Below are 23,402 nucleotides of genomic sequence, written 5' to 3'. Positions count from 1 at the left end.
TCCTAATTAATGGAAACTAAAGATTGGTATAAACTAACTTTTCTAATAGAAAGTGATTCTGAAGAAATTATTATTTGGAAATTAAATGATCTGGGAATATTAAGTTTTTCATTTGAATATTTAATTAAAAATGAAAATAAAAAAGAAGTGAATATATGGCTTCCAATTGATGATTGGGGCGAGAGTTCTAGAAGTGGTTTTGAAAAAATAATTAGCAAACTTCTAAACATTAATCCCACTAAGAATCAAGTTTTTGATTGGAGTATTATTAAAGAGGAGGATTGGTTAACAAGCTGGAAGAAATATTGGGCTCCTGAATTAGTAGGAAATCATTTTTTAATATTGCCTTGTTGGATAAATCCAAATGAAAAATTTAAAGATAAACAAATTATAAAAATTGATCCTGGAGCAGCCTTTGGTACAGGAAGTCATCCTTCGACTTATCTTTGCTTGGAAAAAATGGAGAATATTTTATTTTCTGATAAAAAGGTATTGGATATTGGGAGTGGTAGCGGGATTTTGAGTGTCGCCGCAAAATTACTTGGCGCAGAGGAGGTTTGTGCAGTGGATAATGATTATTTAGCTATAAATTCAACTAACTCTAATTTTCAACTAAATTTCGGTAATTTAAAAAACTTAAATACATATTTGGGACCTTTTAATGAAGTAATTTTAAAAAATCAACTTAAACAATTTGATTTTGTTTTATGCAATATTCTTGCTGAAGTAATAAAAGAAATGATTCCAAATATTTATAAGTGTTTGAAAAACAATGGAGAAGTAATTTTTAGTGGAATCTTGAATTCACAAAAGGATGAAATTATAAAAATATTAATTCAGAATGACTTGAAATTATTGGATGTATCAACTAGAAAAGATTGGGCATGCATTTCTGCGCAAAAAACTAGCGATCCAGCCTAAGTATAAGTTTTTCTTATAGATACTCTTTCATACATTTTATTGTGTCATTTTTTACTTCAAAATCTCACATATCGACCCAATCGATGTTAAAAATGTAGTTGATAGGTATTAACTACCAACAATTTTTTTTTTTTAAATGGCTTCTTACAAAGTTACACTCATCAACGAAGGTGAAGGTCTTAATTCAACTATCGAAGTACCTGATGACCAGTACATCCTTGATGCTGCTGAAGAACAAGGTATAGACCTTCCTTATTCCTGCAGAGCTGGAGCATGTTCAACATGCGCTGGAAAAGTTACTTCAGGTAGTGTTGATCAATCAGATCAAAGTTTCTTGGATGATGACCAACTAGAAGCTGGTTTTGTACTTACATGTGTTGCTTATCCAACATCTGACGTAACAATTACAACTCATTCTGAGGAAGAATTGTATTAATTATAAAAAATTAACTTTTCTAAGTTGATTATTCATTATTTCTCTGCCACCCTCTATAAAGGTGGCTTTTTTTTATGGATGAATAAATTTGAATTTTTCAAGACTGGTAGTGTTCAATCAAGTTATGGAGGTCAGTACAGTTATAGGGTAATTGGACCATGTTGCAGACTATATGATAGGGAAGAGTTACCCTGGCCCTGTTCAAGACTTGCTTGGAGAAGTAAGGAGCCTAGTTGGAGAAGAATAGGCTCTAGGTTCGTTGCTGATATGGCTTCACGAAAATGCCCATCTTACTCAGTTCAGATTTTGGAGCCTGGATCAAAACCTGTTGAAACAGTTATTACTTTTTTTTCGAAGAAATTTTCTTCTGATATACAAGAATGGTGGTATAGCAAAAAACCAGACTCAAAAGAGCCTGGTAATATCTTCCCATCTGAAGTTAGTTAGCTTTAAATCTTATGCTTTTGGCTTTGGTGGCATGTAACCTTTTAAGCCAGTGCATTCAAGACTATCAATTGTATTAACTCCAGTTTGTGGGTTAGTTCCACTAGCTCTTTCACATAATGATTTTCTCTGAGAAAGATCAAGATTTGCATCTGTAAAGTCTGCACCATCTATAATTGCTCCATCAAAAACACTTTTCATTAGCTCACCATTTGTAAGATTCGCATCAGATAAATCAGCATTATCAAAACGTACAGCATATGCAATAAGATCTTTCATATTGGCGCTTTTGAAACTAGAATTCTTTGCAGTTGTCACGCTCATATAGGCGCCTTGAAGATTAGCCTCTCCTAAATCTTGATAAGATAAATCATATTTTACAAATTCATTATTTTGAAGATCTGCTCCATGAAGATCTTCTTTCAATCCATCTACTGATGAAGGATCACTAGGATAAAGTGCATTAGCAGAAATTGGATTAATAAGTAAACCAACAATTAAAGGAAGAAAAATAAATAGTCTTTTGAAAGACTTATGTAGTGATGAAAAAATAGAGACCATTTCGATCGACGTCAAATAGAAAAACCTAAGACTATTATTTCATGGGTTGGTCATTTACAACGCTCCTGCTAACGAACTGTTGCAGTTTATTTAATTTCTGCAGTTAGAAAATCTTTGGCGAGGTGAGTATTTGGAAAAACTTTTTGCGCCTCTTTAAGCAAATCGCTTGGTGTGATTGAATTTTTATTAGTGTATCTTGGACTTAAATGAGTAATAATTAATTTTTTTGTGTTAGATAATAATGCTGTTTTGGCAGCCATGATTGTTGTGGAATGTAATTTTTCGTAGGCCATACTTTCATCCTTCTCTGAAAAAGTCGATTCATGTACGAGTAAATCGGCATTTTTTGATAGTGAAACAGCCGATTCGCTAAAGACTGTATCTGTGCAATAAACAAAACTTTCACCCTCTCTAGGTGGTCCACAGAAATCTTTCCCATCAAATGCCCTACCATCCTCTAGTACGACTTTTTTACCTTGTTGCAGTTCTGAATAAATTGGTCCAGGGGCTATTTTTAGAGACTCTGCTTTTTTGATATCAAATATGCCTGGCTTATCTTTTTCACTTACTCGATAACCATAAGCAGGTATTTTATGTTTAAGGCAGGCGCAATTTACTTTTATTTTGTTATTTTCAAATAGGATTTTATTTTCTGATGCAAAATCTTCAACTTCCACAAAATGCAACGGGAAAGACAATTTGCAAAAACTACTTTTAAGTGATGAATTTATAAAACTTCGCAACCCTGAAGGACCGTAAATTTCAATTCCCTTACTATTACCTGATAAACCTAAGGTGGCTAAAAGTCCAGGCAAACCATAAATATGATCACCATGCATATGAGTAATAAATATTTTCTTGATTTGTGAAGATTTAATATTGCTTTTCATTATTTGATGTTGCGTTCCTTCTCCGCAATCAAAAAGCCAAACTTCTGATGACTGTGATAATTTAAGTGCTAGGGAAGAAACATTTCTCGTTAAGGATGGGACACCTGAGCTTGTTCCTAAGAAGGTGATATTCACTTATTTATGATATTTTTATTGTTATATCTGGATTAAATTTAGACTTTTAGTCAAACTTAGGCAAATTAAGCATTTGTTTTTAAACAAAGTGATACTTAAATTTAAAAATAACTATAGAAAATGTTGTCTGATAAGTATTTTATTTATTTGTATTTTTCAGAGTGAAAGTGTTTTTGCATCGAGAGAACCAATAATTAGAGTTTTGATATCAAAAAATAACAATTTAAGGATCAGATCAGATAGATCAATTCCTTTAACAATAGAGGGTAAATTTTTTTCACGCAAAAGAATAAAAGGTCTAACTTTGAAAAATGAGAAAAATAGAAAAATTTTATATTTTGATAAGAATAAACAAAAAAAATATGACTTAAAAAGTAATCAAAAATTTCAAGTGAGTTCTTCCGATGGAAGAGGTATTTGGGTAGGTCAGAAGAGATTTGCCGGTAAGCTTAATCTCTTTGTAGCTGATTCTGAAATATTGGTAGTAAATGTTTTAGGAATAGAAAAATACCTTAATAGCGTAGTGGGTTCAGAAATGCCAACAAAATGGCCTATTGAAGCATTAAAGGCACAAGCAATTGCCTCAAGAACTTATGCTTTAAAGCAAAAGGGAAATAATTTATTTGATATAGATTCAACCCAAAAAAATCAAGTCTATAATGGCTTGGAATCAAGAACTTATAAAACTATCAGAGCCGTTAAAAGTACAAGATCTTTGGTTTTAACTTATAAAAATAAATTAATTAATGCTTTGTTTCATAGCAGCTCAGGTGGAATGACAGAAAATAGTCAAGATGTATGGAAAAATAAATATCCATATTTATCAAGTGTGAAAGATTTTGATAAAAATAATCCAAAATTTAGATGGCAAAAAAAAATTTCGAGTAATGAATTAATAAATTTATTTCCAAAGATTGGAGGTTTAAAAAATATAGAGATTCTAGATATTACTAGTACAGGGAGGGTAAAAAATTTAAAACTTATTGGGGCTTATGGTTCTGATCAAATGTCTGGGGTAGATTTTAGAAAAAGATTAGGCCTGAACAGTAATTTTATCAGATTTAAATTTTTTGAGGAAGAATTAAACAACAATGCTCCTCAAAAGAAAGGGTTGATAGTTTTTGGACAAGGATCAGGTCATGGAGTCGGAATGAGTCAGTGGGGAGCTAAATATCTGGCGTCTAGAGGTCAAAAAGCTGAAAGGATATTAAAGCATTTTTATAAGGGTGTGCAGGTTAAACCTTTTAGAAAAGATTACCTATAGAAGTTATTTAGCATTGAGGACTAATTTTGGATTTATATTAGATTGCTCTTCATTTAAGAAACCTATCCCAAGTAGTATTTGTTTTTTATCTATTACTTTTATGGGTTTTTTGTAGTCAAAAGATTTGTTTTCCTGGAAGTATTTAATATCAACTCTAATTGCTCTTCCTGTTTGCCAAAAATTAATTTGTTCTTCGGTAATTAAGACAAAAGATGAAATGTGATTAAGAGCAGAAATTGTTGGAATAATGAAATTTCTCGAGTTTTTTTTATCTTTTTCGATATCAGATATTTTTATCGAGTTTTGTTCATCAAAGCCACAAGCTGAAATTCTTTTTAGCTGTAGAAGGCAACCCTCGGAATTAAGAATTTCTCCTAAATCTCTCGCAATTGCTCTTATGTATGTGCCAGCTGAACATTTAATTTTTATTTCTATTATTCCGTTTATTTGGTCCCATTTCATTAAAGTAAGTTCGTCTATTTTTACTTCTCTTGGTGCTAATTCAAAAACTTCATTCCTGAAAGATTTTTTATAAGCCCTCTCACCATTGATGTGCACACTAGATACTTTCGGCGGAATTTGTTTAATAATTCCTCTAAATCTATTTAAGTATTGATCTAATTTTTCATCACTGATTTTAGGCCAACTTTTTTGATTAATTATTTCTCCGTGAATATCATCAGTATTAGTTCTTATCCCTAATTTAATTTGTCCTATGTAAGTTTTACCCTGAGGTAGATATTGAATAAATCTTGTTGCACTGCCTATCGCGATTGGTAATATTCCTGTAACTTCTGGGTCAAGAGTTCCTGTGTGACCTACCTTTTTTGTATTTAGTAATTTCCTTATTTGTTTAACACAATCATGTGAAGTACATCCTTTATCTTTATTAATTACTAAGAATCCATCTTTAGTTTCCATTTTTAATATTAAGAATACTTTGAGAAAGATTTATAACCATCCTATGATTTTGATATTGGAAATTTAGAGAAAGAAATTGAAAAACAATAATTTTATTTTAAAAGAGTTTTTAGACAATGCTTTTAATTTGAAATCACATTTAATGGAATACTTATCTATTAGAGAATGTGATTTAGATGGATTCCTTGCAAATGCAAAGATGAATTTGGCAAATTCACATCCTGGAGATGCTTTGAATGATGTTTCGGATTTTTATACTGAAATAGTTGGAGATCGACATGTAGCTGATTTAGCTGCTTGGCATCTCACGAGTAGGGAATATATCGCTGATACTTTAAAACTTCAGCAGAGATTTTCTAGAGATTTGGTTTTAGATTTTGGAGGAGGTATTGGAACGCATGCCTTGGCTAACGCTATGTCTTCAAAAGTTGAGCATGTTTTTTTTGTAGATATTAATGAGACAAATAGAAACTTTGTTGAATACAGGGCAAAGAAATTAGGAGTGGAAAAAAAACTTACTTTTTGCAAGACAATTCAAGATACACAAATATCTAAATTTGATACGATAGTTTGCCTTGATGTTTTGGAACATCTTGCTGATCCAGCTTCACAACTTGAGCTTTTCAATGAGTTTATGGATTCTAATTCTATTGCTTTATTTAATTGGTATTTTTTCAAAGGAGAAAAAAATGAATATCCGTTTCATATCGACGACATTCAAATTGTTGAAAAATTTTTTGAGACTCTTCAATCAAATTTTTTAGAAGTATTTCATCCTATTCTTATAACTACAAGAGCTTATAAGAAAATTAGATAACTATATTAACTCTTTTTCTATTTCTTAAATTTCTTTTAATGCTTTCGAAACTTACGGTTCCTTCTTTGAGTGCAAAAAGGGTGTCATCTTTACCTTTTCCGACATTGATACCAGGCAAAAAGGATGTACCTCTTTGGCGAATTAAAATTGATCCAGCAGTTACTTTTTCTCCGCCATAAGCTTTCACACCTAATCTTTTGGAATTTGAATCTCTTCCGTTTCTAGTAGAACCTGTTCCTTTTTTATGTGCCATTAGAATTGTTTAATTTGTAGATTTTTCGGATTTTGGTTTAGTTTCCTTTTTGACAGTTTCCTTTTTAGAAGAAGACTTAGGAGCACTCTTACCTATTGTAATAGATTTTACCATAACTCTTGTAAGTTCTTGTCTGTGTCCCATCTTCCTTCTTGTCTTTTTTTTGGGACGCATCTTGTAAACAAGAATCTTCTTATCTCTTTTATGAGAGACCACTTCTAATTCAATTTTTGCGTCTTTAACGTAAGGTTTACCAACACTTATTGAGTCTTTATCCTTCAAAATTAAAACTTTTTCAAGCGTTATCTTATCTTTCTCTTTTGCATTTAACCTGTCAATGTCATAGTATCTGTTGACTTCGAACCAAAATTGTTGACCTGAAGTTTCTGCTATTGCATACAATTCATTACTTTCAGAAGAATTGTTTGAGGAGTTTTTAGAATTTGTCATATCTTAAAGACGCTACTAGGCTCAAATTAATAATTTGATTAAGCCCAATAAGCAATCATAGTAATTTGTTTATTTTCTTATTTTGTAGTGTAATAAGTCAAGGGTTGTTTTAAATCTTTTATATCAATTCAGGAACTATAACGATGGCAGCAAGGAAAACATATATTTTAAAACTCTATGTTGCTGGAAATACTCCTAATTCGATGAGAGCTTTAAATACCTTAAGAGAAATTTTAGATAATGAATTCAAAGGAGTTTATGCTTTGAAGGTTATCGATGTACTTAAGCAACCGCAACTTGCAGAAGAAGATAAAATTTTAGCCACTCCGACGTTAGCTAAAATTTTACCGCCACCAGTTAGAAAAATAATAGGAGATCTTTCAGATAGAGAGAAAGTTTTAATTGGTTTAGATCTACTTTTTGATGAATTAACTGAAACTGAATATAGTGGAGATAAGTAAAATATATGAAACTTTTAAAATTAGCAATAAATTCAAAATATATTTTATTTAGTTTAATTAGCATAAAACTATGAATGATAAGAAATTTGGCAAATCAAATAAAATGCAAGTACAAAAACTACCAACTGGAATAGAAGGTTTTGATGATGTTTGTAGGGGTGGGTTGCCTGTTTCTCGTAGTACACTCGTTAGTGGCACTTCAGGAACTGGTAAAACTGTTTTTTCGCTGCAATATTTACACCATGGAATTTGCAATTTTGATGAGCCTGGAATCTTTGTAACATTTGAGGAATCACCATTAGATATTATTAGAAATGCCGCAAGTTTTGGGTGGGATTTACAAGAATTAATTGATCAAAATAAACTTTTTATTTTGGACGCATCTCCTGATCCTGATGGTCAGGATGTTGCTGGTAACTTTGACTTGTCTGGTCTTATTGAGAGAATTAGTTATGCAATTAGAAAATATAAAGCGAAAAGAGTTGCAATAGATTCAATAACTGCTGTCTTTCAACAGTATGATGCAATTTATGTTGTCAGAAGGGAAATATTTAGATTGATAGCAAGATTAAAAGAAATAGGTGTGACAACAGTTATGACTACTGAAAGAGTGGATGATTACGGACCAATTGCCAGATATGGTGTAGAAGAATTTGTATCTGATAATGTTGTCTTATTAAGAAATGTTCTTGAGTCAGAGAAGAGAAGAAGAACTCTAGAAGTTCTGAAGTTAAGAGGTACTGTACATATGAAAGGTGAATATCCATTCACTATGGGAATGGATGGGATAAGTGTGTTTGCTCTAGGAGCAATGAGATTAACGCAGAGATCCTCAAATATCAGGATTAGCTCTGGAGTTAAAGATCTTGATGATATGTGTGGTGGTGGATATTTTCAAGATTCCATTATTCTCGCCACTGGAGCGACTGGCACTGGCAAAACAATGCTTGTATCAAAATTTGTTGAAGATGCTTATAACAATAATGAAAGAGCAATACTTTTTGCATATGAAGAATCGAGGGCTCAATTGCTTAGGAATGCTACTAGCTGGGGCATAGATTTTGAAAAAATGGAAAGTGATGGATTATTAAAAATTATTTGTGCATATCCTGAATCAACTGGTTTAGAGGATCACTTACAAATTATAAAAACGCAAATCAATCAATTCAAACCAAAAAGAATGGCAATTGATTCTCTCTCTGCATTAGCCAGAGGTGTAAGTTTGAATGCATTTAGACAGTTTGTAATTGCTGTTACCGGTTATACAAAACAAGAGGAAATAGCAGGCTTTTTTACTAATACTGCAGAAGAATTTATGGGAAGTCATTCTATAACTGATTCTCATATTTCAACAATTACAGACACTATATTATTGCTTCAATATGTAGAAATAAAAGGGGAGATGGCAAGAGCTTTAAATGTTTTTAAAATGCGGGGATCATGGCATGATAAACGAATAAGAGAATTTATCATCACAAATAGTGGCCCAGAAATAAGGGATTCTTTTTCTAATTTTGAGCAAATATTTAGTGGTGCCCCTCACAGAGTTGTACCTGATCAAAATGTTCAAAATGTTTTTAAAGGAATAGATAATAATTAGATAAATTCTTTAATTTCAGAACCTGGAAAAGAATCTGAATTATTAATAGCTTTTGTCAATAATTCATCTTTATCAGATTGTGCTAAGGCCAAATCAAACCAAAACGTTGTTCCTACTCCTAATTCACTAGCCATACGAATCTCCCCACCGTGTTTTTCAATTATTCCGCGCACTATTGATAAACCTAAACCGGTTCCTTGCTCAGTATGAACAGAATTCTCTACTCTATAAAAACGATCAAATATCTTTTCTTGATCAGCCTGAGATATTCCTGAGCCAGTATCAGCAATCTCAATTCTTACTTTTGGGAGTGGTGAAACTAATTCACATTGAGGGGCTGCATCATTTTTAATACTTGGAGGGAAAGCAGGACAGGAATCTGGCCAAGTATAAGCTCTTATAATTAGGGAACTGTTTTTTGGACTAAATTTCAATCCATTTCCTAGTAAATTATCAAAAACCTGCAAAAGCAGATCGAAATTTCCAAGAATTGGAGGAATAGTTTCTTCTATTTCATGTGCTAGTGAAACATTTTTTTCTGAAGCATTAAGTCTATAATTTCTAAGAGTCTGTTCTATTGCTGGTTTTATGTCCATTTGCTCTAGCTGAACAATTTTCCCAGACTCCAATCTAGATAAATCTAATACATCATTTACAAGTCTTGTTAACCTATCAGTCTCTGAATTTGCAATTCCCAAAAATTCTATTTGTTCTTCATCGGAAAGCTGATCTTTTAAATCATGTAAGGTCTCTACATAACTTTTGATATTAAAAAGTGGAGTCCTTAATTCATGCGATACATTGCTTATGAATCTATTTTGTGCCGCGTTAAGTTCAACTTCTCTAGTTAAATCTTGAATTGTCACAGCAATTCCTTTTAATTCAACTTTGTTTGTATCTAAGACTGATTGCAAGACAATTCTTAAGGTTCTTGCTGGTTCTCCTAAACTGAATCTTAAATCGTCCTTCTCCTTTTCTCTGTTTAAAATAGACTCTATATTTGTATGTAAGTCGTTGGATAAGATTTCGGGGATTTCATTTAAAAAATATTTTCCTTCTAGAAATCTTCCTTCCCAACGAAATAATCTCTTTGCTGTTGGATTAGTAAGTACAATCTTGCCTTGTGAGTCCAATAATATTGCACCATCAGCCATAGTAGCTATTAATGATTGCTGCTTGATTTGTTCCGCCTTAAGTTCTTCTATATTAGCTTCGTCATAATTTTCTAACTGTGTTGCCATTCGGTTAAATCCATTTAAGAGTTCTCCTAGATCACCTGTCATGGGTAAAGAAATTCTGGATTTAAAATTTCCTCTTGAAATTTCTCTAACACCTCTTACTAATTCTCTGACTGGTCTTGTAATTGTCAGTGCATTAAATACAGCTCCAAGTATTACTAAAACCCAAATAGAGATAAAAACTGCAATGGTTACTTCTCTAGTTAAGGCAGCACTGGCTAATGCTTTTTTATTAGGAGTGACTCCCAAAGCTAGAGTTCCAAGATATTTGCCTTTCCACAACATTGGGACAAATACATCTGTTACTTGACCTTGAGGTGTCGCATGCTGCCTAACCAATGGGAATTGTGGTCTCTTTTTCAATTCTGAAGGTAGTTTTAGTTTTCGAGTGAGCTGAAACTGACTGTCTGAGCTTGTTGGTGTTGCACTGATAGGTATCCCAAGTTGAACAATATCTTCAGCATCAGTAAAGAATATATAACGAAGGTTTCGACTTGATCTCCAAAACTTTTCAGCTACATTTGAAATTTCTTTTTTTTGGTTATTAGCGACTAATTCTGTAACATTCCCAGATAACAATAAGCCAAGATCTCGAGCATATCTAGTATCATTCATTCCTGCATCTCTTTGGATACTATTTAATGCAAAAAAAGTTATTCCTGTCATTAAGAGGCTTACGACAAGAGTCGCTATAGCTAACAGCTTTGTTCTTAAACTGAATCCACTCCACCAAGCGATGAGTCCATTAATCCAATAGTTACTATTCATATCTTCATTTTCACTGATGTTATATTTTCTATTTTCTCGATTATTGGTATCTACCATAAGCTTAATTCTCCTTAGAAAAGTTTTTTCTGACTTGATGGCCTATGTCATTTCTAAAGTAAATACCCTCAAAATGAATTTTTTTTAAATTCTTATATGCTTTTTCAAAAACCCTATCGAAGTCTTTACCTTGGCAGACAATACTTAACACTCTTCCTCCATTAGTTAATAATTTCCCATCTTCACTTAATGAAGTACCTGAGTCGAAGATTTGACAATCATTTGTGTCAATCTTATCCATATCTATTTTAAAGCCAGTTTTATATTCGTGAGGATAACCTTTGGAGGTAGCTATTACGCAACCGCTAACTTTATCAGAAGTATTAATTATTTCATCACCATTTAAGTTTCCCATTGAGCATTTTTCTAAAAGAAATACAAAATTTTGATCCATCAAGGGCATTATTGTTTGGCATTCTGGATCACCAAACCTGCAGTTATATTCTATAACTTTGGGCCCAGATTCTGTGATCATTAATCCAAAGTAAATTACGCCTCTATAGTCAATATTTCTTGTATTTAATTCATTTATTGTAGGTTCAATTATCTCTTTGATAATTCTATTAAGGTAATCTTCTGTTAATAATGGGGCAGGAGAATAAGCCCCCATACCTCCTGTATTTGGCCCTTTATCTTTCTCATTAAGACGTTTATGATCTTGGGCCGTTGGAAGTAAGGTATAATTCTTTCCATCGCATAATGCAAAAACTGAAACTTCTGGCCCTTGAATTTTTTCTTCTAGAACAACTACATTCCCAGAGTTGCCAAATCTCCCATTAAAAATTGTCTCTGCTGCTTTAAAGCATTCATCTTTTGAATTAGGAATAAAAACACCTTTACCAGAAGCTAGACCATCAGCTTTTACTACAAGTGGAATTGATGATGAATTAATAATTTTTTTGGCATCTTCTAAAGAATTGACTTTCCAAAAGTTTGCAGTTGGAATATTTGCGTCTTGCATAAATTTCTTCGCCCAAGATTTGCTAAATTCTAATTTTGCTCCATCTTGATTAGGGCCAAACACTTTAAAATTTAAGTTTCGAAGAAAATCAGCTAATCCATTTGCCAGAGGTATTTCTGGTCCAATAACGACTAAATCTATCTTAAAAAAATCAAGATTTTCGACTAGTTCATTTTTATTATTTATATCAATTTTTATTCTTTCACATTTATTTATTCTTTCTGAACCAGCGTTACCAGGTATTAAATAAACTTTTTTAACTAATTCATTTTTTTGAATAGCCCAAGCTAAAGAGTTTTCTCTCCCGCCATTGCCAATTATTAGAATATTTTCCAATCTGTTAAAGTTCTTTGAACTACGTGATTGAATACCCATATATTTGTTTTTTTAAGGTTATGAGGTTTCGATCAATAATCAGTTAAAATGAAATAAATCATTTGAAGTTGATCTCTAATAATTATGATAAGTATAAAAAGCAGTTTATTAATAATTATGAGGTATTAAGTTAATGAATAAAAAATATGAGTTGATTTATGAAGGCAAAGCAAAAAAAGTTTTTACTCATGATGATGCAAATAAAGTAAAAATTGAATTTAAAGATGAAGCTACAGCGTTTAATGCGTTGAAAAAAGAAAGATTTGAAGGTAAAGGCAAACTTAATTGCTTAATAAGTGCAAGAATTTTTGAGATTCTCATTAAGAAAAATATTCCAACTCATTTTATTGAACTTGAAAATGAAAATACAATGATTGCAAAAAAAATAAAAGTAATTCCATTAGAAATTGTTCTAAGAAATACTGCTTATGGTTCTTTATGCAAACAAACCACTATTAAACCTGGAACTTTGTTATCTCAACCATTAATTGATATCTATCTTAAAAATGATGAACTTAATGATCCCCTTATTACTAAAGATAGAATTGAATTAATGAATATATTAAGCTCTCATGATTTAGAGTTAATAATAAATTTAACCTTAAAAATTAATTTAATCTTGAAAAGTTTTTTTAAAAATATTCAACTTCAACTTGTAGATTTTAAATTGGAATTTGGTTTTGATTTTAGAAATAATATCATTCTAGGGGATGAAATAAGTCCTGATAATTGCAGATTGTGGGATCTAAATCAAAAAAATGATATGATTGTAAGTCTTGATAAAGATAGATTTAGAAATGATTTAGGTGGTTTAATTGAAGCTTATAGTGAAATCCACCGAAGAATTAACGATTTTCTAAAACCTAATTGATTAAATATTGAGTTATTTATCTTAATCACAAGTACTATGCAAAAACATTTTTTAAAATTTGGAAAGGTTTTCATAAATGTTGCCTGCTCTCCATTGATATTGATATCAAATAATTCTGAACTGGCTGCTAAGTATTTGCCAAATGACGTTGATCAATCAATAAAAACCTTAGAAATGCCAAATATTAATGATGTTTTATTTCATGGGATTGATATTAAAAAAGAGAAAAAAATTCTTCTTGCAGAAAATAATAATGATATTAGTCAAGAAAGTGTTCTTATCTCAGAAATAATTATCGAAGGTTGGGAAAATCATCCTGAGGGTAGAAAACTTGAATTGGCTGCATATGATTCCATGAGCATAAAACCTGGAAGTATTGTTGATAATCTAATTTTAAATAAAGATCTTAATTCAATTTATGCTAGTGGTTGGTTCTCAGGAGTAAAAATAAAGTCTCAAGATGGCCCACTAGGCGTGAGACTAATAGTAAATGTAGTGCCTAATCCAATTTTGAAAAAAGTTGAACTTAAACCAAAAAACTCTGTAATTTCTCATGAATACGTAGACGATATTTTTAAAAATTATTATGGGACAACTCTTAACTTAAATGAATTACAAAACAAGATAGAAATAATAAAAGAACGTTATGAAAAAGCGGGTTATTCTTTAGCTAGAATTAGTGGCCCAGATAGAATCTCTGAGAACGGTGTAGTAATATTAAAAGTCTCAGATGGTATCATATCTGATGTAAAAATAAGATTCCCAAATTCTGATGGTGAATTTATTATTGATGGAAAACCTAGAAAAGGGAAAACTAAAGACTGGGTTATAAAGAGAGAGTTAAAAACACAACCTGGCACCATCTTTAATAGAAAAATTTTAGAAGCTGATATCGGTAGACTCTATGCCACATCATTATTTGATGATGTAAAGGTTTCTCTTGGCCCTGATAATTTAAATCCTGGTCAAGTCATAATTTTTTTAGACTTGAGCGAACAAAGAACAGGATCGTTAACAGGTGGACTTGGTTATAGCAATGGTTCAGGGATCTTCGCCTCAATTGGTTTGCAGGAAACAAATACTTTAGGAAGAGCATGGTCTACAAATTTGAATCTAAATTTCGGAGAATATTCAACCACCTATAATTTTTCATTATCTGATCCATGGATTAAAGGAGATAAACATAAAACATCTTTTAGGACAAATCTTTTTTTAAGCAGAGATTATCCACAAGAATTTAAAAGTGAAAATAATGGGCGCATATACGCTGTAGATGATACTAGTACTTCAACCTCTGATACTTTTTCTTCAATAGTTTTAGAAAAAACAGGAGGTGGATTTTCTTTCTCAAGGCCATTAAATGGTGGAGATCCATTTAAGGTAGCTAAATGGAGAGTTCTTGCAGGAATGAATTTTAAGAAAGTTAAGATGATTGATGGTGATGGCAATAAAAAACCTTATGGTGATAGAACTCCAACAACTGGAAATATAAATGATATTATCTGTATTGGATTTACTCCTAATGATGGTTCATGCCCTGCAGAGAATACATTAGTGAGTGTAATCGCGAGCGCTTCTAGAAATAATTTGAACAGTTCCATTAACCCAACTGCGGGGAATAAATTTACCTTTGGTACAGAACAGTTTGTTTCAATGGGAAAAAATTCTCCAACTTTTAATAGAATGAGAGCTTCATATTCTTATTTTATACCTACAAAACTGATCAATTTAACCAAGGCATGTAGATCTACCAAAGCTACTAGTGAAGATTGTCCTCAAGCTATTGGTTTTCAATTTAAGGTGGGAACTATTCTTGGCGAATTGCCTCCTTATGAAGCATTTTGTATGGGAGGAACATCATCAGTTAGAGGGTGGGGATCTTGTGATTTAGCTGTAAGTAAAAGTTTTGTAGAAGGAACTGCAGAATATAGATTCCCTATTTGGAGAATGATATCAGGAGCTTTATTTGTTGATGCAGGAAGTGATTTAGGATCTCAAAATGATGTCCCAGGAAAACCTGGTAAATTATTACAGAAATCAGGTTCTGGTTATTCGCTTGGAGGAGGGGTTGGGGTTAAAACACCAATAGGGCCATTAAGATTAGATGTTGCTAGTAAGGACCTAAGTGGAGATTGGAGATATACACTTGGAGTTGGATGGAAGTTTTAAGTGTTTTCTTGGCCTGCTAATTATGATTTTTGCTATACCTTGGCTGGTGTTATCTCCAGAGAAGGTATAGGCCTTCATAGTGGAGAAAAAACAAGAGTTACAATTTCTCCTTATGAAAAAGAAGGATATTATGTTTCTTTCAGGGATAAACCTGGCGAGATTTTTAAGCTTACTCAAGATTTAATTGGTAGTACCATGCTTTGTACAGCAGTTAAATTGGGAGGACGAAATTTATATACTATTGAGCATCTATTATCATCAATGGCTGGGTGCGGGTTAAGTTATATTCATATTGAGGTTGATGGTAAAGAGATTCCACTTTTAGATGGATCAGCAATTCAGTGGGTTAAAGATTTCGAAGAAGTTGGGATAAAAAAAGCACCTAAACCGGATAATTTTTTTCAAGAGATTAATAAATCTATAATTTTAAATAAAGAAGGCTCAGTAATAGCAGCCACGCCATCTGAAAAAACTACAATTATATCCACTATAAGTTTTTCCTATAAAGCTATTGGAAATCAAACTTTTGTGATTGATTTAAATCCAAAAAATTTCGTTGAAATGATTGCTCCAGCAAGGACTTTTGGTTTTAAGGATCAATTTCAAGAGTTAAGTGAACTTGGATTAATAAAAGGTGGAAGTTTGGAAAATGCCCTTGTTTGTGACGGTGATAAATGGGTTAATCCGCCATTAAGATTTGATAATGAACCAATAAGACATAAAATTTTAGACCTAATTGGGGACTTGGCTTTGGTAGGGTTACCTAAGGCTCAAATTTTAGTTTATAAAGGATCACATTCTTTAAATGCTTTATTGGCCTCATCGCTAAAAAATTAACTTTATCTCTAATTGTTTTGGAAAAGAAATTATCCAGTGAAAATAATCAACTTTCTGCTGAGCACATACTAGGTTTATTACCTCACAGATATCCTTTCGCACTTGTGGACAAAGTTATAGAGCATATTCCTGGGGAGAAAGCGGTTGCAGTAAAAAATGTAACTATAAATGAGCCTCAATTTCAGGGACATTTTCCTGAGAGACCCTTGATGCCTGGGGTTCTTATTGTTGAATCAATGGCTCAAGTTGGTGGAATAATTGTAACGCAAATGCCTGACTTCCCTAAAGGACTTTTTGTCTTTGCTGGAATTAATAATGTTAAATTCAGAAAACCAGTTGTGCCAGGAGATCAATTGATAATTTCTTGTGAGTTATTGTCTATTAAAAGACAAAGATTTGGGAAGGTTAAAGGTGAGGCGCACGTTGATGGGAAGTTGGTTTGTGCTGGAGAATTAATGTTTTCATTAGTTGATTAGGGATATGGATCATAAAAATAATGAATTGAACTCAAGCTTTAGTGGCGTAAAAGTGCACCCAAATGCTTTTGTTGATCCTAGTGCCGAATTACATGATGGGGTTATTGTCTCTCAAGGAGCTATTATCGGTCCTGATGTGACTATCGGGAAAGGAACCGAAATAGGACCGAATGCTGTTATTTCAGGAAGAACTCAAATTGGTACTAATAATAAAGTTTTCCCAAATGTTTTTATAGGTCTCGATCCCCAGGATCTTAAATATAAAGGGGCCCATACTGAAGTAATTATTGGAGATAATAATACTTTCAGAGAATGTGTAACTATTAATAAGGCAACTGATGAAGGAGAAAAAACAATTATTGGAAATAATAATTTGTTGATGGCTTACACTCATATCGGCCATAATTGTGAACTTGGTAATAGGATAGTTTTATCAAATAGTGTTCACGTCGCAGGCCATGTAAAGATTGAAGATAAAGCTATTATTGGCGGTTGTTTAGGTATTCATCAGTTTGTACATATTGGATATTTAGCAATGATTGGAGGGATGACTAGAGTAGATAGAGATGTACCTCCTTTTTGCTTGGCCGAAGGGCATCCAGGAAGATTAAGAGGTTTAAATCGGATTGGAATAAAGAGAAGTGGTTTAATGGAAAATAAAGATTTTGACTTAAAATTACTTCAAAGTACTTGGAATATACTTTTTAAATCTAATAATGCGATTTCAAATTCTTTAGAAAAAGTAATGAAAGGAGAATTAGATCTTTCATCTACAAGATTATGTAGTTTTTTAAAAGAATCAATATCTAAAGAAAGAAGAGGACCAATGCCTGTAGTGAATGTATGAATAAAAAGATCTTTATAAGTACTGGAGAAGTCTCTGGAGATTTGCACGGAAGTTTGTTATCAAAAGCATTATTAGATGAAGCAAAAAAAAAATCTATAGATTTAGAAATTTGCGGATTAGGCGGGGAAAGGATGAGGAAAGAAGGCGTAAAAATTCTTCAAGATACTACATCAATTAGTGCAATAGGAATTTGGGAGGCTTTACCTCTTATTATTCCAACAATAATAATTCAAAGAAGATTTTATAAATTATTAAAAAAATATCCTCCGGATTGCTTAATTTTGATTGACTATATGGGTCCAAATATAAAAATTGGAACAAAATTAAAAAAATCGAAGACTAAAATTCCAATTTTTTACTATATTGCACCTCAAGAATGGGCTTGGAGGGTTGGTAATAATAGCACGACAAATTTAATAAATTTTTCTGATAAAATATTTGCGATTTTTAAGAAAGAAGCAGCATTTTATAAAAAGAGAGGTGGAAATGTTTTGTGGGTTGGACATCCAATGATTGATTTAACAAAAAAACTTCCGCTAAAGAAAGATGCTCGAACTATTCTAAGCCTGCGCCCAAATCAAAATATTCTACTTTTAATGCCCGCATCAAGACCTCAAGAATTGAGATATATATTACCTACTTTTATGCTGGCGGCTAGAAAATTACAACAAAAATATCCAAGTTTGGTTGTCTATATCCCCTCCTGTCGAAAGGCTTTTGATGAAATATTCAAAAAAGCATTGAGAAAATATCAAGTTAAAGGACTTGTTATTTCTCAAAAAGATAGTGCAAAATTAAAGCCTTATATTTATTCCCTCACTAAAATTGCTCTTTGTAAATCTGGTACAGTTAATATGGAATTAGCTTTATATGGAATCCCACAGATTGTTGGTTATAGAGTAAGTAGGGTAACTGCTTTTATTGCTAAAAAAATTCTCAATTTTAAAGTAAAGTTTATTTCTCCTGTAAATTTGTTAGTTAATAAATTAATAATCCCTGAGTTTGTGCAGAGAGAGTTTGACGAAAAGAAAATTTTTTACAAATCTTGTAGGATTCTTGATGGGAAGTCAGAAAAATTAAAAATTAAAAAAGGTTATGCTTTTTTAAAAAAAGAATTAGGAGAAGAGGGCGTAGTCCAGAGGGCTGCTAAAGAGATTATTAATTCCATTATTTGAACTTTATAATAAAAAAATGAAATATTTCTTACCTCTAATAATTGCGCTTTCAATATTTATTAATCCTGTAAACGCTTTTGCAGAGGAATTGATTCTTGCAGGAGGTTGTTTTTGGTGTTTAGAACATGATTTAGAGTCATTAAAGGGGATAAATTTTGTACAAAGTGGTTATTCAGGTGGAGATATTCAAAATCCTACATACGAAAATCATGAAGGACATCAGGAAGTGGTTTTGGTGGACTATGATTCCAAATTGGTAACTTTACCCGAGATACTTAGGCTCTATTTTAGAAATATTGATCCTCTGGATGGCGGTGGTCAATTTTGTGATCGTGGAGATTCTTATAGGCCAGTAATTTTTTTCAAAGATGCAACTGAGGAAAATGATGCAATAAATGGAATTGTTTCGGCCTCTAATGAATTGCGTGTGCCATTAGAAAAAATATCTGTAGAACTAAAGTCAAAAGGTCAATTTTGGTTGGCTGAAGAATATCATCAGGATTTTGCTGAGAGAAATGAATTAAAATATAAGTTCTATAGATTCTCATGTGGGAGAGATCAGAGGTTGGATAAATTATGGGGCGATAACGCTAGATCAACAAATCTTTGGGATGAATGATTTAAATATAGTTATTTATTTTTAATCCATTGAACAAGAGTTTTAACTCCAAAACCGGTTGCACCGGATGGGTGAATTCCCTTATTCTTATCAGTCCAACAAGTCCCAGCAATATCAATATGCGCCCATTTAATCTCTTTATCAAAGAATTCTTCTAAAAACAAAGCAGCAGTTATTGACCCACCTGCTCTAGGGCCTGTATTTTTCATGTCAGCTATATGAGACTTTAAACCTTCTTTATAAGATTTTTGTAAAGGCATTTGCCATAATTCTTCGCCACTCTGGGCTGATGCAGCTTTTAGATCATTTGCTAGATCATCATTATTGCTCCAGAATCCAGCAACATCATTCCCTAATGCAACAACAATAGCTCCTGTTAAAGTTGCGAGATCTATTATTGAATCCGGTTTTAAATTTGATGCGTAAGTTAAAGCATCAGCCAATGTGAGTCTACCCTCTGCATCAGTGTTATTTATTTCAATTGTCTTACCATTAGAAGCTTTAACTACATCTCCAGGATGTACTGCAGATCCATTTATCATGTTTTCGCAAGATGCCACAATAAAATGAATTTCTAATCCCTTTGGTTTTATTGCTCCAAGTGCTTTTGCTGCTCCTAAAACTGCAGCGCTTCCGCCCATATCATATTTCATCATTTCAATTTGAGATGCTCCTACTTTAAGGTTGTATCCTCCAGAGTCAAAGGTTAAACCTTTCCCAACAAGAGCAATCTTTTCTTTTATAGGACCCTCTGACTTTAAAGTAAGATGTATAAATTTAGGATCTAGATCAGAACCTTTTGCTACAGCTAAATATGCACCCATTCCTAAATCTTCACAATCTTTTGCCTCTAAAATTTTTATTTCCAAATCATGATCTTTAGCAATTTGAAAAGCTTGTATAGACATTTCCAGAGGTGTAAGACTATTGGGAGGGGCAGCTACAAGTCTTCTAGCTAGTTCTACACCTTCACATATTTGTGCTGTCTCTGCAAAGCTAATATTCTCAGATTTTTTTAAATTCAAAAACTCTATTTCTTTAAGAACTTTCTTTTCATCTTTTTTCTTATTGAATCTATTGTCCTTATAGGTAGATAATCTGGCTGACTCTGCTAATTGATTTATTGCTAGTTGTAAATTTATTAATTCCCAAGGTAGCATTATGCTGATTTTTTCATTTTTATCAACAGTTTTCCTAAGTAGATTTCCTATAGAGTTTTCTATATCACTTTTATTTAGGTCTTTTGATTTGCCAAGACCAACTATGATTAAAGTTTCTAATTTTTGATCTAAAAATTCAAAGCTTAAAGTTTGCCCTTTTTCTCCTTTGAATTTTTTTTGAGTAATTTTTTTAAGTAGTAATTTTGGGTCAATAACAAATTTTAAGTTTTCAAGTTGGCTCGCAATTTCTTCCTCTAAAACTCCAAAAATTAATGAAGCACCTTGCCAGTTATCTAGATTTTCTTGGAATGTGGAAAATTGCATTTGTAAAATGGATTTAATTAGCTTTTAGTTGTTTGTGAAAGTAGTTGACCACCTATCTCGAGTTTCTTTATTAAAAGGTGGTAACCATAAATATATCAGTTGCTGTTCTAATTTACGTCTTAATTTTACTTCTTTAGGTACATCTAAGAAGAAACGAATATCTTGGTGACTTGAGATTTTGTTATGAGCAAGGGCTTCTTTATAGTTCATGAGGTAATTTTTACAGTCATGTTCTCCCTTCCATCTCTTATTTGCTGAATTTGTTTCTCCTATATATAGGATTATTTTCGAACACTCCATCGAGTCAATTACAAAATACATTGCTGGCCCATTGTGTATATATTGATTGGTTCTCCAAAAGTTCAATGATAATGGCTGCAGCGAAAAAGGATCAATTTTTCTTTCATTGGCAATTGTATTTAAAGGAAGACTTGTTTGATTCAAAGTTTTATTGTGAGTATCTTTTGAAATTTTGAATTGGTGATTATGTATTCTATTTCTCCATTCAGTAAGGTTTTCGCCTTTGATTTTTAGATTATTTGAGTGTTGAAAATTAATTGATGTATTTACATTTGAACCAAATAATTCAAATTGCCTATTTTGGTTTGAAATATTATTTACGTTAAATTTTTCCAATATTTATGAAGCATGTCTACTAAATTTAATTCTGAAAAAATATAAATCAAAGAATTATTTATAAACTAAAATTTATTAATGTTCTAATCAATTTAAAAGATTCTTGTTATCTTGTAATTGAGCCTTAATCTTGCGAAGAAAAAAAATAGAAATGGGATTCTTTGAGTCAGACATCGTTCAAGAAGAAGCTAAAAAGCTTTTTACAGACTACCAAGAACTTATGAAACTTGGTTCTGATTATGGAAAATTTGACAGAGAAGGGAAAAAAATGTTTATAAAAAAAATGGAATCTCTTATGGATCGTTATAAGGTTTTTATGAAGAGGTTTGAATTATCTGAAGATTTTCAAGCAAAAATGACCGTAGAACAATTAAAGACACAGTTAAGTCAATTTGGGATTACTCCTGATCAAATGTTCGATCAAATGAATAAAACCTTAATAAGAATGAAGGATGAACTTGATAAAACTTCTTAAATTAAACTTTTAAAGCTTCATGTCAGATAATTTAATATTGCCATCATGGCTGTCAAGAGGAATAGAAGAATATTTTCCAATTAAGGGAACGGATCAAACCTTTTCGGAGATAATTGATCATGCGAAAAAAAATAATAAAAAATTAAGGGTTAAACTAGGGATCGATCCAACTGGAACAGATATTCATCTTGGGCACAGCATATTGTTTAAAAAACTTAGGGCATTCCAAGATAATGGACATGTTGCAGTTCTAATTATTGGAGATTTTACTGCTCAAATTGGAGACCCAACGGGAAAAAACAAAACAAGGGTCCAGTTATCGGAAAAAGAAGTTAAGGATAATGCAAAAACATACTTAACCCAACTAGGGATGGGAAAGCCAGCTAATGAATCTATTTTAGATTTTGATTCAAAAGATAGAATAGAAATTAGATATAACAGTGAATGGTTAAAAGGATTAAATCTTAATTCGATAATTGAATTAATGGGTAGTACAACAGTTAGTCAAATGCTAGCTAAGGAGGAATTTAATAAAAGGTACACTTCGCAAGTCCCAATTGCTTTGCATGAATTCTTATATCCACTTTTACAAGGTTACGATTCGGTAGTTGTTCAATCAGATATTGAGCTTGGAGGTACAGATCAGAAATTTAATATTGCAATAGGAAGAGATCTTCAAAGGCATTTTAAACAAGACCCTCAATTTGGTGTTCTGCTGCCAATTTTGACAGGTTTAGATGGGATTAAGAAGATGAGTAAATCTGAATTTAACACCGTCGGTTTGAATGAAGATCCTCTTTCAATGTATTCAAAATTAGAAAAAGTCCCAGATAATATAATACCTTCTTATTTTGAATTACTTACTGAATTAAATTTAAGTTTTCTTGAAAACTCAAATCCTCGTGAATTACAGAGAAGAATGGCTCTAGAAGTTACTACTTTATTCCATGGGGCTGAAGAAGCATTAAACGCGCAATCAAACTGCGAAAAATTATTCCTTGGACAAAAAGAAAAAGTTGGAGAAATTCCAGAGATTTCTTTAAAAGAAGTAGTTTTTCCAGTAAAGTTTTTTTACTTGTTAAGTGCTCTAAAACTTTTCAAATCTAGCAGCGAATCCAAAAGATCTATTAAAGGTGGGGGTGTAAAAATTGAAAGTCAGAAAGTAATAAATCCTGATTTAGTTTTTAATTCAAAAAATGATTTGGAAGGAAAAATTTTGCAAATTGGGAAAAAAATAATTAAGAGGTTTGAAAACTAAATT

25 protein-coding genes are annotated in these 23,402 nt (G+C 32.0%); 16 read left to right on the top strand and 9 right to left on the bottom strand.

Annotation, left to right across the window (positions count from 1 at the left end):
• Nucleotides 1-9 precede the first annotated feature (9 nt).
• The 3 genes from prmA to HA152_RS08070 all read left to right on the top strand — a co-directional run bounded on the left by prmA (nt 10) and on the right by HA152_RS08070 (nt 1,804).
• Nucleotides 10-921: a 50S ribosomal protein L11 methyltransferase gene (gene prmA, locus HA152_RS08080; protein ID WP_209135350.1), complete on the top strand. Its 912-nt coding sequence runs from the start codon at nt 10-12 to the stop codon at nt 919-921.
• A 136-nt stretch (nt 922-1,057) separates the two neighbouring features.
• The gene (locus tag HA152_RS08075; RefSeq protein WP_209135348.1) at nt 1,058-1,357 is read left to right on the top strand and encodes a ferredoxin; all 300 of its coding nucleotides are present in this window, start codon (nt 1,058-1,060) and stop codon (nt 1,355-1,357) included.
• Nucleotides 1,358-1,435: 78 nt separating this feature from the next.
• Nucleotides 1,436-1,804 carry a hypothetical protein gene (locus HA152_RS08070; RefSeq protein WP_209114536.1) on the top strand — a complete coding sequence of 123 codons (369 nt, stop codon included), beginning with the start codon at nt 1,436-1,438 and terminating at the stop codon, nt 1,802-1,804.
• Nucleotides 1,805-1,813: 9 nt separating this feature from the next.
• On the opposite strand, the gene HA152_RS08065 is transcribed toward HA152_RS08070, so the two are convergent.
• Entirely contained in the window at nt 1,814-2,362 is a 549-nt protein-coding gene (locus HA152_RS08065) for a pentapeptide repeat-containing protein (RefSeq protein WP_209114534.1), read from the bottom strand.
• 86 nt (nt 2,363-2,448) lie between these two features.
• Complete coding sequence (gene rnz, locus HA152_RS08060; RefSeq protein WP_209135346.1) at nt 2,449-3,387, bottom strand: ribonuclease Z; 939 nt, start codon at nt 3,385-3,387, stop codon at nt 2,449-2,451.
• A gap of 88 nt (nt 3,388-3,475) precedes the next feature.
• Between rnz and HA152_RS08055 the strand changes: the two genes are divergently transcribed.
• Nucleotides 3,476-4,651 (top strand): SpoIID/LytB domain-containing protein, encoded by a 1,176-nt coding sequence (locus HA152_RS08055; protein WP_209135344.1) that lies wholly within the window; start codon nt 3,476-3,478, stop codon nt 4,649-4,651.
• Between the two features lie 3 nt (nt 4,652-4,654).
• On the opposite strand, the gene truB is transcribed toward HA152_RS08055, so the two are convergent.
• Nucleotides 4,655-5,572, bottom strand: coding sequence for a tRNA pseudouridine(55) synthase TruB (gene truB, locus HA152_RS08050; protein ID WP_209135343.1), 918 nt, complete (start codon nt 5,570-5,572; stop codon nt 4,655-4,657).
• Nucleotides 5,573-5,714: 142 nt separating this feature from the next.
• Between truB and HA152_RS08045 the strand changes: the two genes are divergently transcribed.
• Nucleotides 5,715-6,389 (top strand): class I SAM-dependent methyltransferase, encoded by a 675-nt coding sequence (locus HA152_RS08045; RefSeq protein WP_209135342.1) that lies wholly within the window; start codon nt 5,715-5,717, stop codon nt 6,387-6,389.
• On the opposite strand, the gene rpmA is transcribed toward HA152_RS08045, so the two are convergent.
• Nucleotides 6,382-6,642 (bottom strand): 50S ribosomal protein L27, encoded by a 261-nt coding sequence (gene rpmA / locus HA152_RS08040; RefSeq protein WP_011863458.1) that lies wholly within the window; start codon nt 6,640-6,642, stop codon nt 6,382-6,384. The two genes, HA152_RS08045 and rpmA, sit on opposite strands and share 8 nt — an antisense overlap.
• Before the next feature lie 9 nt (nt 6,643-6,651).
• Complete coding sequence (gene rplU / locus HA152_RS08035) at nt 6,652-7,092, bottom strand: 50S ribosomal protein L21 (protein WP_209135341.1); 441 nt, start codon at nt 7,090-7,092, stop codon at nt 6,652-6,654.
• A 143-nt stretch (nt 7,093-7,235) separates the two neighbouring features.
• On the opposite strand from rplU, the gene kaiB reads away from it, so the two are divergent.
• Both kaiB and kaiC read left to right on the top strand, forming a co-directional pair.
• A complete protein-coding gene (gene kaiB / locus HA152_RS08030) occupies nt 7,236-7,553 on the top strand; it encodes a circadian clock protein KaiB (protein ID WP_025913788.1) in 318 nt (105 codons plus the stop codon).
• Nucleotides 7,554-7,623: 70 nt separating this feature from the next.
• Entirely contained in the window at nt 7,624-9,153 is a 1,530-nt protein-coding gene (gene kaiC, locus HA152_RS08025; protein WP_025923453.1) for a circadian clock protein KaiC, read from the top strand.
• Here the strand turns inward: kaiC and HA152_RS08020 are convergent.
• Both HA152_RS08020 and purD read right to left on the bottom strand, forming a co-directional pair.
• On the bottom strand, nt 9,150-11,216 hold the full coding sequence (locus HA152_RS08020; protein ID WP_209135340.1) for a HAMP domain-containing sensor histidine kinase: 2,067 nt from the start codon (nt 11,214-11,216) through the stop codon (nt 9,150-9,152). The two genes, kaiC and HA152_RS08020, sit on opposite strands and share 4 nt — an antisense overlap.
• A gap of 4 nt (nt 11,217-11,220) precedes the next feature.
• Nucleotides 11,221-12,552: a phosphoribosylamine--glycine ligase gene (gene purD / locus HA152_RS08015; protein WP_209135339.1), complete on the bottom strand. Its 1,332-nt coding sequence runs from the start codon at nt 12,550-12,552 to the stop codon at nt 11,221-11,223.
• 133 nt (nt 12,553-12,685) lie between these two features.
• On the opposite strand from purD, the gene purC reads away from it, so the two are divergent.
• Genes purC through msrA form a run of 7 tightly spaced genes read left to right on the top strand, consistent with a single transcriptional unit; the run spans nt 12,686 to nt 19,546 of the window.
• A complete protein-coding gene (gene purC, locus HA152_RS08010; protein ID WP_209135337.1) occupies nt 12,686-13,423 on the top strand; it encodes a phosphoribosylaminoimidazolesuccinocarboxamide synthase in 738 nt (245 codons plus the stop codon).
• Between the two features lie 36 nt (nt 13,424-13,459).
• Nucleotides 13,460-15,592: a BamA/TamA family outer membrane protein gene (locus HA152_RS08005; protein ID WP_209135335.1), complete on the top strand. Its 2,133-nt coding sequence runs from the start codon at nt 13,460-13,462 to the stop codon at nt 15,590-15,592.
• On the top strand, nt 15,593-16,429 hold the full coding sequence (gene lpxC / locus HA152_RS08000; protein ID WP_209135333.1) for a UDP-3-O-acyl-N-acetylglucosamine deacetylase: 837 nt from the start codon (nt 15,593-15,595) through the stop codon (nt 16,427-16,429). It abuts the gene before it with no gap.
• Between the two features lie 17 nt (nt 16,430-16,446).
• Nucleotides 16,447-16,905 (top strand): 3-hydroxyacyl-ACP dehydratase FabZ, encoded by a 459-nt coding sequence (gene fabZ / locus HA152_RS07995; RefSeq protein ID WP_209135331.1) that lies wholly within the window; start codon nt 16,447-16,449, stop codon nt 16,903-16,905.
• Nucleotides 16,906-16,909: 4 nt separating this feature from the next.
• Entirely contained in the window at nt 16,910-17,752 is an 843-nt protein-coding gene (gene lpxA, locus HA152_RS07990; RefSeq protein WP_209135328.1) for an acyl-ACP--UDP-N-acetylglucosamine O-acyltransferase, read from the top strand.
• Nucleotides 17,749-18,927: a lipid-A-disaccharide synthase gene (gene lpxB, locus HA152_RS07985; protein WP_209135326.1), complete on the top strand. Its 1,179-nt coding sequence runs from the start codon at nt 17,749-17,751 to the stop codon at nt 18,925-18,927. Before lpxA ends, lpxB begins: the two co-directional genes overlap by 4 nt.
• 16 nt (nt 18,928-18,943) lie before the next feature.
• The gene (gene msrA, locus HA152_RS07980) at nt 18,944-19,546 is read left to right on the top strand and encodes a peptide-methionine (S)-S-oxide reductase MsrA (protein ID WP_209135324.1); all 603 of its coding nucleotides are present in this window, start codon (nt 18,944-18,946) and stop codon (nt 19,544-19,546) included.
• 11 nt (nt 19,547-19,557) lie between these two features.
• Here the strand turns inward: msrA and HA152_RS07975 are convergent, their stop codons facing one another.
• Nucleotides 19,558-21,030 carry a leucyl aminopeptidase gene (locus HA152_RS07975; RefSeq protein WP_209135322.1) on the bottom strand — a complete coding sequence of 491 codons (1,473 nt, stop codon included), beginning with the start codon at nt 21,028-21,030 and terminating at the stop codon, nt 19,558-19,560.
• 24 nt (nt 21,031-21,054) lie between these two features.
• Nucleotides 21,055-21,666, bottom strand: a complete 612-nt coding sequence (locus HA152_RS07970; RefSeq protein WP_209135320.1) for a hypothetical protein — start codon at nt 21,664-21,666, stop codon at nt 21,055-21,057.
• A 151-nt stretch (nt 21,667-21,817) separates the two neighbouring features.
• Here HA152_RS07970 and HA152_RS07965 point away from each other — a divergent pair, with 151 nt between their 5' ends.
• Together HA152_RS07965 and tyrS are read left to right on the top strand one after the other, a co-directional pair.
• The gene (locus HA152_RS07965; protein ID WP_002807348.1) at nt 21,818-22,141 is read left to right on the top strand and encodes a DUF1825 family protein; all 324 of its coding nucleotides are present in this window, start codon (nt 21,818-21,820) and stop codon (nt 22,139-22,141) included.
• A gap of 19 nt (nt 22,142-22,160) precedes the next feature.
• The gene (gene tyrS, locus HA152_RS07960; RefSeq protein ID WP_209135318.1) at nt 22,161-23,399 is read left to right on the top strand and encodes a tyrosine--tRNA ligase; all 1,239 of its coding nucleotides are present in this window, start codon (nt 22,161-22,163) and stop codon (nt 23,397-23,399) included.
• Nucleotides 23,400-23,402: the final 3 nt, after the last annotated feature.

It is taken from the genome of Prochlorococcus marinus XMU1412, assembly GCF_017696315.1.
GTDB lineage: Bacteria > Cyanobacteriota > Cyanobacteriia > PCC-6307 > Cyanobiaceae > Prochlorococcus_A > Prochlorococcus_A marinus_AF.
Note: the sequence above shows the minus strand (reverse complement) of the source record. Positions and strands in the feature narration are given on the sequence as shown.